13 protein-coding genes are annotated in these 12,643 nt (G+C 70.8%); 6 read left to right on the top strand and 7 right to left on the bottom strand.

Annotated elements, in window-relative coordinates:
* Positions 1-7: 7 nt before the first annotated feature.
* The 4 genes from AB0C16_RS27865 to AB0C16_RS27850 form a co-directional block, all read right to left on the bottom strand.
* Positions 8-682 (bottom strand): DUF998 domain-containing protein, encoded by a 675-nt coding sequence (locus tag AB0C16_RS27865; protein WP_357686924.1) that lies wholly within the window; start codon positions 680-682, stop codon positions 8-10.
* Between the two features lie 153 nt (positions 683-835).
* A complete protein-coding gene (locus tag AB0C16_RS27860; RefSeq protein ID WP_357686923.1) occupies positions 836-2,254 on the bottom strand; it encodes an FGGY family carbohydrate kinase in 1,419 nt (472 codons plus the stop codon).
* Positions 2,255-2,330: 76 nt separating this feature from the next.
* A complete protein-coding gene (locus AB0C16_RS27855; RefSeq protein ID WP_357686922.1) occupies positions 2,331-2,519 on the bottom strand; it encodes a hypothetical protein in 189 nt (62 codons plus the stop codon).
* 57 nt (positions 2,520-2,576) lie between these two features.
* Complete coding sequence (locus tag AB0C16_RS27850; protein WP_357686921.1) at positions 2,577-3,026, bottom strand: MarR family transcriptional regulator; 450 nt, start codon at positions 3,024-3,026, stop codon at positions 2,577-2,579.
* 60 nt (positions 3,027-3,086) lie between these two features.
* Here AB0C16_RS27850 and AB0C16_RS27845 point away from each other — a divergent pair, with 60 nt between their 5' ends.
* Together AB0C16_RS27845 and AB0C16_RS27840 are read left to right on the top strand one after the other, a co-directional pair.
* On the top strand, positions 3,087-3,596 hold the full coding sequence (locus AB0C16_RS27845) for a VOC family protein (protein WP_357686920.1): 510 nt from the start codon (positions 3,087-3,089) through the stop codon (positions 3,594-3,596).
* Positions 3,597-3,708: 112 nt separating this feature from the next.
* On the top strand, positions 3,709-3,945 hold the full coding sequence (locus tag AB0C16_RS27840; RefSeq protein ID WP_357686919.1) for a hypothetical protein: 237 nt from the start codon (positions 3,709-3,711) through the stop codon (positions 3,943-3,945).
* A gap of 164 nt (positions 3,946-4,109) precedes the next feature.
* Here AB0C16_RS27840 and AB0C16_RS27835 read toward each other — a convergent pair whose 3' ends face one another.
* The gene (locus AB0C16_RS27835; protein ID WP_357686918.1) at positions 4,110-5,219 is read right to left on the bottom strand and encodes a hypothetical protein; all 1,110 of its coding nucleotides are present in this window, start codon (positions 5,217-5,219) and stop codon (positions 4,110-4,112) included.
* 270 nt (positions 5,220-5,489) lie between these two features.
* Positions 5,490-6,887 carry an amino acid permease gene (locus tag AB0C16_RS27830; protein ID WP_357686917.1) on the bottom strand — a complete coding sequence of 466 codons (1,398 nt, stop codon included), beginning with the start codon at positions 6,885-6,887 and terminating at the stop codon, positions 5,490-5,492.
* Positions 6,888-7,111: 224 nt separating this feature from the next.
* Here AB0C16_RS27830 and AB0C16_RS27825 point away from each other — a divergent pair, with 224 nt between their 5' ends.
* The 4 genes from AB0C16_RS27825 to AB0C16_RS27810 all read left to right on the top strand — a co-directional run bounded on the left by AB0C16_RS27825 (position 7,112) and on the right by AB0C16_RS27810 (position 11,308).
* Positions 7,112-7,558 (top strand): hypothetical protein, encoded by a 447-nt coding sequence (locus tag AB0C16_RS27825; RefSeq protein ID WP_357686916.1) that lies wholly within the window; start codon positions 7,112-7,114, stop codon positions 7,556-7,558.
* A gap of 159 nt (positions 7,559-7,717) precedes the next feature.
* Positions 7,718-8,707, top strand: a complete 990-nt coding sequence (locus AB0C16_RS27820; protein WP_357686915.1) for an LLM class flavin-dependent oxidoreductase — start codon at positions 7,718-7,720, stop codon at positions 8,705-8,707.
* A gap of 178 nt (positions 8,708-8,885) precedes the next feature.
* Entirely contained in the window at positions 8,886-10,373 is a 1,488-nt protein-coding gene (locus AB0C16_RS27815) for an MFS transporter (protein ID WP_357686914.1), read from the top strand.
* Between the two features lie 77 nt (positions 10,374-10,450).
* The gene (locus AB0C16_RS27810) at positions 10,451-11,308 is read left to right on the top strand and encodes an alpha/beta hydrolase (RefSeq protein ID WP_357686913.1); all 858 of its coding nucleotides are present in this window, start codon (positions 10,451-10,453) and stop codon (positions 11,306-11,308) included.
* Positions 11,309-11,598: 290 nt separating this feature from the next.
* On the opposite strand, the gene AB0C16_RS27805 is transcribed toward AB0C16_RS27810, so the two are convergent.
* Positions 11,599-12,390 (bottom strand): hypothetical protein, encoded by a 792-nt coding sequence (locus AB0C16_RS27805; RefSeq protein ID WP_357686912.1) that lies wholly within the window; start codon positions 12,388-12,390, stop codon positions 11,599-11,601.
* Positions 12,391-12,643: the final 253 nt, after the last annotated feature.

The following is a 12,643-nucleotide window of genomic DNA, read 5'->3' as shown; positions in this document are numbered from 1 at the left end:
GGTGAGCCTAAGATCCATTAGCCAGAAATCTGTGATATGTCGTGAAATTCACCGCCTTACCGACAGTCCGTATCCACCACAGCCGCACCAGCCACGCCGCCAGCACCCCCAGCAACGCCACCTCGGCCCCCAGCAGCAACCGTTCGACGAGCCCGATCAGCACCCGCTCGCCCGGCAACGCCACGTAGGTGATCGCCAGCACCCCGAGCCCTCCGGCCAGCGCCAGCCACTCCACCACCCGGGCCACCGGCTTCCAGTCGGCGTCGGCGGCCAGCCTCGGCACCAGCAGGGCCGCCGCCACCGGCAGGCTCACGAACGCCGCTATCGACACGTACCAGTGGATCTGCGCCGTCAGGGTCAGGTCCGCCCCGATCGGCGTGGTCGGGATGACCGCGGCGACGACCAGCGCCCCCGACCACACCATCAGCAGCCGCTCCGGCACCCCCCGGACGGGCGCCCCCGCCGCCCGCAACCCGCCCAGCAACGCCAGCGACCCCAGCCCGAGCACCACCATCGCGACCTCCGTGACGCCCCCGCGGTCGGCCACGGCGTATTCGCTCACGGTCACGTTCAACGGGTCGAGGTAGGGGTCGGGCACCAGTTGCCCGACCACGATCGCCCCCACGGAGAACATGATCGCGAGGCATGCGATAAACGGATAAAGCCTCTTTACTGCGGTCATGACCATACTTTGTCGCTTTAGCGGTCCCAAGCCATCAGGCCCCACCCCTGACCCCACCCTGAGATAACCACTAGGGCTTGAGAATCCTGGACGGACAGGGCTTGAGTCGCTGACCGCTTTAAAGATCATTCTCTCTACGGCACGGCCTGATGGTCAGGGTGACCGGTCGAGGACGTGGGGGCGGGCGGCGGCGTAGCGGTGGCGGATGGCGGGCTCCGCCGGGGCCTCGTACGGGGCGGCCTCCTCGGTGGACCAGTGGACCTCCTCGTCGAGGAGCCGGGCGGCCTGGTAGGCGGCGCCGTCGGCGACGTACTCGCCCGGCGGGGGCGCCAGGACCGGGCGGCCGAAGACCGTGGGGGCGATGCGGCGGACCGCCTCCGATCGGGCGCCGCCGCCGATCAGCAGGATCCGCTCAGGCGTCGAGCCGAGCGCGTCGAGGGCGTCGGCGAGGCCGCACAGCATGCCCTCGATCGAGGCCCGCGCCAGGTGGGCGGGGGTGGCGGTGGCGAGGGTCAGGCCGTGGAGCGAGCCGGTGGCGGCCGGCAGGTTGGGGGTGCGCTCGCCCTCCAGGTAGGGCACCAGTGTGAGCCCGCCGGCGCCCGGCGGGGCCTGGAGAGCCAGCTCGCCGAGCCGGTCGAGGTCGACACCCGTGAGCCGCGCCGCGGCGTCCATGACGCGGGCGGCGTTGAGCGTGCACACCAGCGGCAGGAAGCGCCCGGTGGCGTCGGCGAACCCCGCGACCGCGCCGCTCGGGTCGGCGCTCGGCGCGTCGGACACCGCGAACACGGTGCCGGAGGTGCCGATCGACACGACGACGTCGCCGGGCCGCGTGCCCACGCCGAGCGCGGCGGCCATGTTGTCTCCGGTGCCGGGCGCGACACGGACGGGGCTCCCCGGCGCCGCGTCGGCCACCGGCCCGAGCACCCGGGGCAGCAGCGGGACCGACCCGAAAGCGGCCTTCAGCAGGTCGGTGCGGTAGTCGCCGGTGGCCGGAGACCAGTAGCCGGTGCCCGAGGCATCGCCCCTGTCGGTGGTCAACCGGTCGAGGGCCGGCGGGGGCGCGTCGGCCCAGTCGGACCGAGGCAGGCCGAGGGCGCCTGCCAGCCGCCAGGTGAGCCAGTCGTGCGGCAGGCACACCGCGGCGGTGCGGCGGGCGTGCTCGGGCTCGTGCTCGGCCAGCCACCGCAGCTTGGTCACCGTGAACGACGCCACGGGCACGCTGCCCACCGCGTCGGCCCACGCCGCCGGCCCGCCCAGCTCGGTCACCAGCGCGGCGGCGGCCGCGGCGGAGCGCGTGTCGTTCCAGAGCAGCGCGTCGCGCACGACGTCGCCCGACTCGTCGAGGCAGACCATGCCGTGCTGCTGCCCGGCCACGCTGATCGCGGCGACGTCGTCGAGCCCGCCCGCCTCCTCGACGGCCCGCAGCAACGCGGTCCACCAGTGGGACGGGTGCACTTCGGTGCCGCCGGGATGGGCCGCCCGGCCCTGGCGCACGAGCCGGCCTGACGCCGCGTCACGGACGACGACCTTGCAGCTCTGCGTCGACGAGTCGACCCCTGCGACGAGAGTCACGCGCGCCCGCCGGACAGAACCCCGCGAACGGTATCAACGTTGGACATGCCCTGATGCTCCACGAGCGGCCGCCGCATCACAAGCCCGAGGGATCACGCCCCACGCTGATCTCCTCGGCGATCCGGCGGATCTCCCTCACCTCGAGACCGGGCGCCTCGGGCAACTGGCTCAGCAACGCGTCCATCACCACGTGCACGGGCTGACCCGCCAACCGGCCCGCGATCCCGTGAACCGTCCTGAACAGCGCCTCATCCGTGTCGTGCATCCCCGTCTCCTTGTTCGACTCCGGAGAACGGTACGGCCTCGCGCCGACAGTTTCGCGCTATCGCTCCAGCGTGTTACGCACCGCCGCGCAGATCTCGTCCAGGGCGCGTACCTGATCGGGGGTCAGCACGTCGAACAGGCTCCGACGGACCTCCTCCACGTGGCCGGGCGCGGCGGCGGCGATGGCGGCGAACCCCTCGTCGGTGAGCACGGCGAAGTTGCCGCGCCGGTCCTCCGGGCAGCGGTCGCGGCGCACCCAGCCACGCTCCTCCAGCCGCGCCACCGCGTGGGACAGGCGGCTCTGCGAGCTCTGCGCCCGGACGGCCAGCTCGCTCATCCGCATCCGGCGCTCCGGCGCCTCGGAGAGCGCCACCAAGATCATGTAGTAGGCGTGCGGCATCCCCGCGTCACGCTGCAACTGACGGTCGAGCGCCTCGTTCACCAGCTGCGTGGCGGCCAGGAAGTTGCGCCAGGCCCGCTGCTCGTTCTCGTCCAGCCATCGGGTCATGGTGGCATTTTACTTGAACTCTCATATACTTGGGGTCGGAATCCACGAAAGGGGCTCATCATGCCTGTTCAGCGGCTCAATCACGCCGTCCTCTACGTCCGCGACGTCGAGCGCAGCGTCACCTTCTACCGCGAGGCCCTTGGCTTCGAGGTCGTCATGGGCATGCGCGGCGCCGCCTTCCTGCAGGCCCCCGGCTCGACCAACGACCACGACCTGGGCCTGTTCGAGATCGGTGCCCAGGCCGCGCCGTCGCCGGCCGGCCGCGGCTCGGTCGGCCTCTACCACCTGGCCTGGGAGGTCGACACGCTCGACGAGCTGGAGCGCATCGCGGCCAAGCTCAGCGAGCTCGGCGCGCTGGTCGGCGCGTCCGACCACTCCACCACCAAGGCCCTGTACGCGCAGGACCCCGACGGCCTGGAGTTCGAGGTCTCCTGGCTGGTGCCCGCCTCCCTGCTCACCGAAGAGCTGCTCACCGCACGCAGCAGCATCCGGCCGCTCGACCTCGCCGCCGACAGGCAGAGGTACGGCGGGCAGACCCGGGGCGGCGTGGGCGTCTCGATCCCCGCCTAACTCTCCCCCGGCCGGGGCGGATCATGCCGGGCACGCGCGGTACCGTGGGCTTATCCACTCTTTCGCCATCCGCCTCTTTTCGCCATCCGCCTCCTCGTCCTGGAGAACGGTCATGCCGAGCGATCCTGACCACGTGCTCGACGCCATCGACGGCGTCGTCGACGAATGGGAGACGTTGAGCGCCGACGCCATGCGCTGGGCGCCTCCGGAGAAAAAAGAGCCAGACCTGCTGAGCGAGGTGACCGAGATCTTCAGCCCGCTCGCCAACGCGCTCACCGAGGCGTTCCGCCCGCTGGGCGATGCCGTGACCCGCGCCCTCGACCACCTCATCGACCACGAGGACCGTTAGCCGGTGCGGCGGCGGCGCGTCCGGCGCGGACAGGCCTTCGCCGTCTCCGCCGGCCGTGCCGCGTGCTCGGCCTGCTTGCGCCGGTGGCCGTGGGCGTCGCCGCGCCGTGCAGCCGGTCGAGCTCGCGTAACCCGGCCGCCCGCCCGGCGAGCCCGGCGCGCGCGTCAGCGAGCCGGGGCTCCCAGGTGCTCGGCGATCGCGGCGGTCATCGGAGTGACCGTGGGCAGCGGGGGCTCGCTGAAGTAGCCGGGCTTGTGCGTACGCAGCAGCAGCTCGCCACTGCGTTCCCAGTCGAACCCCTTCCGGTTGAGCAGCCCGGCGAACACCGCCCCCGCCTTCCCCGGGTCCCGCTCGGCCAGCCGCTGGATCGGCACCGGCGAGACGGACTCGTCGCGCAGGTAGGCGGACAGCAACTCGCGGTATTCGCTCCGCACGATCAGCCGAGGATCGTCGAACAGCTCCTCCAGCCGGCCGAAGTCCACGTGGTAGCCGAGCCCGCCCACCTCGTCGAAGATCAGGGCCACCGTGTCGGCCGACGTCACGCGCTCGGGCAGCTCCAGCGCCTCCGGCGGAGCCCCGCCCAGCCGGGCCGACTGGTAGGCCAGGTAGGCCCGCATCAGCGCGGCCACGTCCGCACCCAGCAGCACGACCAGGTCGGTGCCGAAATAGCCGACGAAGCACCGCCGCTGCTCCCGCTGCGCCTCGCGGGCCTGGGCCAGCAGCACGGGATTGCGGAACGCCCACGCCGGGTTGTTCAGCGCCACGTGCGCGGCCACGGACACCAGCGTCTCCCGCGCCTCGGCGGGGTGCACCGCCGGAGTGCCGCTGATCAACCAGTCGGCCCCGAGCGGGATCAGCCTGCCCACCAGATGCATGCCGGGCGCGAGCGGCTCGAAGGCGTCCTGCCCGAGGTTGGAGAACGCCCGGTAGACCAGCTCGTCGACGAGGTTGAACAGCAGCACGGCCGCCCCGTCGACCGCCCGCACCTCGAACACGCCCTCGACCACGGTCTTCCAGCTCAGCAACAGCTCGACGTCGGTGCGGTCGAGCCCCGCGCGCTCGGCCACGAAGCGGTCGACGACCGTCTCGCCCGAGGGCAGGCGGTGCTGGTGGGCGAAGAAGTCGACGGGCAGGAAGGCGGCGGCCTCGTCGGCCGGCGGGCCGCCGCCGTAGAAGCGGTCGAGCACCGCGCTCAGCTCGCGCCCGAACCTGCCTGACGTGGCGAAGTGGACCAGCTCTGCCTTCAGCTCCACGGCCCGCGCAAGCTTGCTCATCATCACTCCTCGTGTCCGGAGTGACACTAACCGTCCATGCTTGGCGCGCGAAGCCAGTTCGCCCAACTCGGTATCACCACGCGATCTTCACAATCGCGCCGTGTCGCATTCCCGCACGCCCGCCCATCAGGGCGATCACGAGGTTGAGGACGATGCCCCAGAGCACCAGCCCCTGCCGGCTCCAGTCCCGGCCGAAGTCCTTGGCGACATGGTCGGCCTGCGCGAGGAAGTTGTCGACGTCCCTTCCCGGCGGGGGTGCGGGAGAGCGGTCTACTCCTGCTGCTGGAGCACGGAATGCCGGCGGCTGTAGGCGAAATAGACGACGAGGCCGAGCAGGAACCAGACGCCGAAGCGGAGCCAGGTGAGCGGGTCGAGGAACGTGATCAGCCAGAGGCTGAAGATCACCCCGACGGCCGGCACGACCGGCATTCCCGGCGTACGGAACTCACGGGGCAGGTCGGGGCGGCGGTAGCGGAGCACGATCACGGCCACGCACACCACCACGAAGGCCAGCAGGATCCCGATGTTGGTCAGCTCGGCGGCCTCCCGGATGGGCAGGAATCCGGCGATCACCGCCGAGGCGATGCCCAGGATCCAGGTGACGCGCGTGGGCACCCGGCGTACGGGGTGCAGCTTGGCGAACCAGCGCGGCAACAGCCCGTCGCGGCTCATGGAGAACCAGACCCGGGTGACGCCGAGCATGAAGGTGAACATGACGGTCAGGATGCCGATGATGGCGCCGACCGCGATCACGGACGCCAGCCCCGACAGGCCGACCGAGGCGAACGCCGAGGAGAATCCGCTCTCCGGGTCGATCTCCCGGTAGTTCTGCATGCCGGTGAGCACGAGCGTGGCCAGCACGTAGAGGATCATCGAGATGCCCAGCGAGTAGATGATCGCTCTGGGCATGTGCCGCATGGCGTCCTTGGACTCCTCGGCCGCGGTGCTCATCGCGTCGTAGCCGAAGACGGCGAAGAACACGGTGGCCGCGCCGGTGATGGCCCCGCTGATGCCGAACGGGAAGAACGGGCTGTAGTTGGCCGTGTCGATGAAGAAGAAACCGACCACGATCACCAGGAGCACCACGCCCACCTTGAGGGCGACCACGATCGTCTCGAACCTGGCCGCCGCGCTGATGCCGAGGTTGAGCAGGAAGGCGATCAACAGGCACAGGATCACCGCGAACAGGTCGACCACGTGCCCGTCGCCGGTGCCGGGCGCGCCGAGCATCCAGGAGGGCAGGGTGAAGCCGAGATTCTGGACGAGGAAGCCGAAGTAGCCGGAGATGCCGATGCCCACGACCGCGACGATGGCGGTGTATTCGAGCAGGAGGTCCCAGCCGATGAACCAGCCCACGATCTCGCCGAGAACGGCGTAGCCGTAGGTGTAGGCCGATCCGGCCTTCGGGATCATCCCGGCGAACTCCGCGTACGAGAAGGCCGCCGCCGCGCTGGCCACCCCGGCGATGAGAAACGACACGAGAACGGCAGGCCCGGCCGTCTGGTTGGCGACCGCGCCCGCGAGGGCGAAGATGCCCGCGCCGATGATGCCGCCGACACCGATCGCGGTGAGCTGCCACAGGCCGAGCGAGCGGGACAGCTCACCCTCGTGCTCGCTGGCTATCTGCTCAACCGGTTTGCGGCGGAAGATGCTCCGAGAAGCAGCCACCACGGCCTCCTGACCACCCCGTCGAAATCCAGGCCCTTTCCTTTCCCGCCTGCGCTTTCCCTATGCGGCCCACCCGTACGGCCGGACCGGGACGCGCCACGTCCCGAGGCCGTGCGCGCGGGCGTTCGACACCGGGAGGGAGGCGTACGGCATGATCTTGATCATGGGAGGACGGCCTCATAGCCTCGTTCCACGGTCGACGAATCTCCCGTGAGGAGCAGCCCATGACCAGGACGCGGACCGGGATCTCGTTGGCGGTCGTCACCCTGGCCATCGGGGCGCTGCGGGAATGGCTGGGCGACGTCAGATCCACCGGCCTGATCGCCCTGCTGGAGATCAAGCCGCGGATGAGGGACATCCTGGCCGATCCCGCCCGCGCGGCGGGCGCCTGGAAGGAGATCTCCGCTCCGATCCTCGAACGCCAGGGCTCCCAGCGGATCCTCGTCTACTCGACGGACGCGTGGATCCAGGGCGAGCTCACCAGGCGCCACCCGGCCCTGCTCAAGGGGTCGGCCGCCACGTGGACCGACAGCGCCGCGTGGGACGAGCCGGCCCCCGACTGGCGCCTCAACGTGCCCCGCTGGCAGGAGGTCCTCGACCAGGCCCCGCGGAGCGTGATGACCAACTACACCTGGGACTACCGCCGGTGGCTGGCGGGCAGGTGCGCCTGAGCGGACGCGTGACGACCGGGGCCGGTCGAAATATCCGTGACGTCACCGGGGTTGTACGCGCTACGGCGAGGTGAAACGTCCCCACCGGCTCCTCTTCGTCCACCGATTCGTCCGCCGATTCGTTCCGCCGATTCGTCCACCGCGAAAGGTTCGTTCCCCATGGCTCTCCCACTCTCCATCCTTGACCTGGCGCACATCGGCGAGGGAGAGACGGCCGGCGACAGCCTGAGAGCCAGTGTGACCCTGGCGCAGCGCGCGGAGGAGTGGGGTTACCGGCGGATCTGGTACGCCGAGCACCACAACATGCCCACCATCGCGTCCTCGGCGACCAGCGTCCTCATCGCCCACGTGGCCGCGCACACCACGAAGATCCGCCTCGGAGCGGGCGGCGTCATGCTCCCCAACCACTCCCCGCTGACCATCGCCGAGCAGTTCGGAACCCTCGAGTCCCTCCACCCGGGACGCATCGACCTGGGGCTCGGCCGGGCGCCGGGCAGCGACCAGCAGACCATGCGGGCTCTGCGCCGCGGCCCGACGTCGGCGGACGGCTTCCCGCAGGACGTCCTGGAACTGCAGGGATACCTGACGGGCGAGTCCCGGATCCCGGGTGTCGACGCGACGCCGGGCAAGGGCACCGACGTGCCGCTGTACATCCTCGGCTCCTCCCTGTTCGGGGCCGGTCTCGCCGCCGCTCTCGGGCTGCCGTACGCCTTCGCCTCCCACTTCGCGCCGAACGCTCTGGAGGAGGCCGTCGCGCTGTACCGTCGCGACTTCAAGCCGTCCCGGCAGTTGGATCGGCCGTACGTCATCGCCGGCGTCAACGTCATCGCGGCCGACACCACGGCCGAGGCGCAGGAGCAGTTCCTGGCCACGAAGCGCAACCGGGTCGGGCTGCTGCTCGGCCGGGGCCGGAAGTTCACGCCGGAGGAGGCCGACGGCATCCTGGAGTCCCCGGCGGGGCGGCAGATCCTCCAGATGACCACCTACTCCGCCGTCGGCACCCCGGCCGAGGTGACCGACTACCTCGACCGTTTCGCCGAGCACGCCCAGGCTGACGAACTGATCGCCGTCTCCTCCGCTCCCGACCGGAGAGCCTGGCTGCGCTCCTTCGAACTTCTCGCCGAGGCACGCGGGCTGCCCGCCGCCTGACGCTCGGCGGCCGTGCGGCAACGCCCCTCCGGTTCCGTACGTAACGGGAGAAACCTCCGTTCGGGTAGCTCCCCTACCCGCCGCGGGTGCGGCCGCATGTCGAGATACGGCCGCCTGGTCCGACCTGGTCACGACAGGTGCCTCGCAGGCACGGAACGTGACCGAGGAAGGACCCATCATGCGAATCGCACCTTTGGCCGAGACCGGCCTGCGGGCAGGATGGCGGGAGTGGACCGGGCTGGCCGTACTCATCCTGCCGACCCTGCTGGTGGCCCTGGACATCGGCGTGCTGTTCCTGGCGCTGCCACATCTGAGCTCCGAGCTGGGGGCGAGCGGCGCCCAGCAGCTCTGGATCACCGACGGCTACGGGTTCATGTTCGCCGGGTTCCTGATCACGATGGGCACGCTGGGCGACCGCATCGGGCGGCGCAGGCTGTTGCTGACCGGGGCCGCCGCGTTCACCGCCGCCTCCGTCCTCGCGGCGTACTCCACCAGCGCCGAGATGCTGATCGCCGCCCGGGTCCTGCTCGGCGTGGCGGGGGCCACGCTGTCGCCCTCGACGCTGGCGTTGATCAGCAACATGTTCCGTGACGAGCGCCAGCGGGGCGTCGCCATCTCCTTCTGGGCGACCAGCCAGTTCGGCGGCGCCGCTCTCGGCCCGATCGTCGGCGGGCTGATGCTGGAGCACTTCTGGTGGGGCTCGGTGTTCCTGCTCGGCGTGCCGGTGATGTGCCTACTGCTGGTGGCCGGGCCGCTCCTGCTGCCCGAGTATCGCAACCCGGACGCCGGCCGGCTCGATCTCGCCAGCGTCGCCCTGTCGCTGGCCGCCGTCCTGCCCGTCATCTACGGCATCAAGGAGCTGGCCGTGGGCGGCCCCGGCGGCCCGGCCGCAGGGGCCATCGCGGTGGGGCTCGCCCTGGGCGTGGTGTTCGTCCGCCGGCAGCTCCGGCTGGAGAATCCGCTGCTGAACCTGCCGTTGTTCGCCCTGCCCGCCATCCGGGCGGCGCTGCCCGCCATGCTGATCGCCTCCGGCGCGCTGGCCGGGACCAGCCTGCTGACCACCCAGTACGTGCAGAGCGTGATCAGGCTCTCCCCCGGCGAGGCCGGCCTGTGGCAGGCGCCCACGGGTCTGGGCATCGCGGCGGGCACCCTGCTCGCTCCGCTGGCGCTGCGCCGGCTGAAGCCGGTCACGACCATGGTGGCCGGGCTGGCGTTGTCCGCGGTCGCGCTGCTCCTGGTCGTCCAGGCGGGCGGCGACTCGTTGATCCCCGTGGTGGCGGGCATCGCCGTCGTGGCCTTCGGCGTCGGACCGCTGTTCGTGCTGGGCACCGGCATGGTCGTCGGATCCGCCCCGCCGGAGAAGGCCGGATCGGCGGCGGCGCTGTCGGAGACCAGCAACATGTTCGGCTCCACGCTCGGCCTCGCCGTGCTGGGCAGCATCGGGGCGGCCATCTACCGGCACCGGATGACCGGCGACGACGCCGCCCGGGAGAACGTGGCCGCCGCGACTGCCATGGCCGACCGGCTGCCCGCCGAAAGGGCGGAGGACCTGCTCCAGGCCGCCGGCGTAGCCTTCACCACGGCGATGAACACGGTCGCCGCGATCGGCGCCGTCATCTTCGTCGTGCTCGCCGTCATGCTGCACTTCACCCTGCGCCGGAGGTGAAACCCTCTACGGGGATGTCGAGAGCGTGAGCCGGGCTCCGACTCCCCTGTGACCGCGATCCCCGAGGAGGAACGACCATGAACACCTTGACGGTACCCGGCGCGACCCTGCACTACGAGGTCGGCGGATCCGGCCCCGTGCTGCTGCTGATCTGCGGCGGGGTCTACGACGCCGCCGGGTACGCCGCCCTGGCCAAGCGGCTGTCCGACCGGTACACGGTGGTGAGGTACGACCGGCGCGGCAACTCGCGCAGCCCGCTCGACGGGCCGCCGGAGCACCAGAGCATCGAGGTCCACGGCGACGACGCGCACCGCGTGCTGTCGGCGGTGGGCGTCACGGGAGAGGCGCCCGCCCACGTCTTCGGCAACAGCTCCGGCGGGATGATCGGCCTGGAGCTGGCCACCCGTCACCCCGAGCAGGTGCGCACCCTGGTCGTCCACGAGCCGCCCCTGTTCGAGCTGCTGCCCGACCGCGACCACTGGCGTGCCATCATGCGCGACGTGGACGAGGCGTTCCAGAAGGAGGGCGCCGAAGCCGCGGGCCGGGTCCTCGCCGCCGGCCTCCAGATGAGCGGCGGCGAGCAGGGGGATGACGCCGAGCGCATCCCGGGCGGCGGACCGGGGAGCGAGGCCGGGAGCGAGCCGGATCCGGAGACGATGGCGATGATGGCGCGCCTCGGGAAGAACACGGAGTTCTTCCTCGGCTACGAGGTGCCGCCTTTCTCCACGTACGTCCCCGACCTCGCCACGCTGCGGGCCTCCCAGGTGCGGGTGCTGCCCGCGGTGGGCGGCGCTTCGAAGGGCGAGCCTCCCTACCGGGCCGCCGTCGTCCTGGCCGAGCGGCTGGGCGCCTCGCCCGTCGTCTTCCCCGGCGACCACGGCGGCTTCGGCCTGCACCCGGAGGAGTTCGCCGCCCGGCTCCACGAGGTGCTCTGAGCGATCCGCGCCTCTTGAGCCCGCTCTGGCGCGGGTGTGTCGCTCTCGACGGGTGACGTTCGTCTGAATAGAGAGACCCGTCCCAAGGGACTCGCACCGGGACGGCCCGTACCGAGAGGAGACGCCATGCCGTTCACCTCCGCCGGTCGAACGGGTGGGGCTGGTGGGCCCGGGCCGCTGCCTACGCGTCACCCCGACCGTCTCGTGGAGCTGGAACATGGCCGGCGAGCCCGTCGATGACACCTGGTACGAAGCGCGGCGAGCCGTGCACCGGCCTCCCGGCCCCGACGCTAGTCCTTGAGGTCGCTGGTGACCTTGCTCTTGGGCGGCTGCTTGACCGAGACCTTGGCGCCCCAGCCGGTGTAACGGGTCTCGGTCACGACCGTCTTCTCGTCCCATGCGGGGATGTTCGCGAGGTCGGTGGCCAGCCACGAGGTGGTCAGCCTGCTCGGCAGACCCCTGCGGTCGACCTTGAGGGTGTAGGTGATGGTGGCCTCGGTCGGACGTGTCATCCCCATCGTCCCCCTGAACCAGGGAGAGATGTCGGAGAGCCGGTCGAAGGTGATCTTGCCGTGGTAGGAGGAGCCGCTGCGCTTGCCGTGCTTCACCAGCTCCGCCAGCGTGGCGGGCTCGAGCGGGCTCACCAGCTGGCCGAACCAGCTGCTGACGGTCCCCACGTTGAACATGCTGTAGGTCTTGTACCAGGTCTTGCCCTTCGGGAGGTCCTCGGCCAGGATCCCGCCCGACCGCCAGGCGTCCTTGCCTATCACGATCGTCCGCTCGGGCTTGGTGGTGTGCCCCTCGAACAGCGGCGAGGCGAACGTGCCCCGCACGTCGGAGGCGACGATGCCTTTCCTGCCGAACTGAACCACACCGGTACGGCGTACCAGCGGGTCCTTGTTGATGCTGCCGACGAACGCGCTCGCGTCGGTGAACCGGACTCCGTGCCCGGCCACGAGCTGCGCCTTGAGCGCCGAGACGGGATTCTTGGCGGCGCCCTCCGCGGTCGCCGACCCGGCCTGTGCGGGTAACGGCGCGAGGAGCACGGCCGCGCCGGCCACGAAAGTGATCACGAGTTTCATGAGCGGCAATACTGCCCGAAAATGATCACGGTCGCATGTCGTCATTCCGCGCTCCGCGTGCCGAGGATCGCGGCGGCTCGCCGACGGACACGGCGACGAGGGCACCACAGGCGTGCTCGACCTCCTCACCCACCGAACGGTCAGAGACGTGGCGTAACCGGTTGGGAGATCTCACAAACGCCGGCGTCGATGATTGCCGCGATTGCGGAGAGACGCCCGCCGGTTCCTGCTTCAGGATGTGCGATCAGACAGG

Source organism: Nonomuraea sp. NPDC048916, assembly GCF_040649575.1.
Classification (GTDB): domain Bacteria; phylum Actinomycetota; class Actinomycetes; order Streptosporangiales; family Streptosporangiaceae; genus Nonomuraea.
This window is presented reverse-complemented; position numbering and strand designations above follow the sequence as displayed.

Excerpts from the sequence above, each read along its gene's own strand:
- AB0C16_RS27820 (WP_357686915.1), top strand. The coding sequence starts at position 7,718 with ATGGCTCTCCCACTCTCCATCCTTGACCTGGCGCACATCGGCGAGGGA.
- AB0C16_RS27845 (WP_357686920.1), top strand. The coding sequence starts at position 3,087 with ATGCCTGTTCAGCGGCTCAATCACGCCGTCCTCTACGTCCGCGACGTC.
- AB0C16_RS27835 (WP_357686918.1), bottom strand. The coding sequence starts at position 5,219 with ATGAGCAAGCTTGCGCGGGCCGTGGAGCTGAAGGCAGAGCTGGTCCAC.
- AB0C16_RS27855 (WP_357686922.1), bottom strand. The coding sequence starts at position 2,519 with ATGCACGACACGGATGAGGCGCTGTTCAGGACGGTTCACGGGATCGCG.
- AB0C16_RS27825 (WP_357686916.1), top strand. The coding sequence starts at position 7,112 with ATGACCAGGACGCGGACCGGGATCTCGTTGGCGGTCGTCACCCTGGCC.
- AB0C16_RS27840 (WP_357686919.1), top strand. The coding sequence starts at position 3,709 with ATGCCGAGCGATCCTGACCACGTGCTCGACGCCATCGACGGCGTCGTC.
- AB0C16_RS27810 (WP_357686913.1), top strand. The coding sequence starts at position 10,451 with ATGAACACCTTGACGGTACCCGGCGCGACCCTGCACTACGAGGTCGGC.
- AB0C16_RS27815 (WP_357686914.1), top strand. The coding sequence starts at position 8,886 with ATGCGAATCGCACCTTTGGCCGAGACCGGCCTGCGGGCAGGATGGCGG.
- AB0C16_RS27850 (WP_357686921.1), bottom strand. The coding sequence starts at position 3,026 with ATGACCCGATGGCTGGACGAGAACGAGCAGCGGGCCTGGCGCAACTTC.
- AB0C16_RS27805 (WP_357686912.1), bottom strand. The coding sequence starts at position 12,390 with ATGAAACTCGTGATCACTTTCGTGGCCGGCGCGGCCGTGCTCCTCGCG.
- AB0C16_RS27865 (WP_357686924.1), bottom strand. The coding sequence starts at position 682 with ATGACCGCAGTAAAGAGGCTTTATCCGTTTATCGCATGCCTCGCGATC.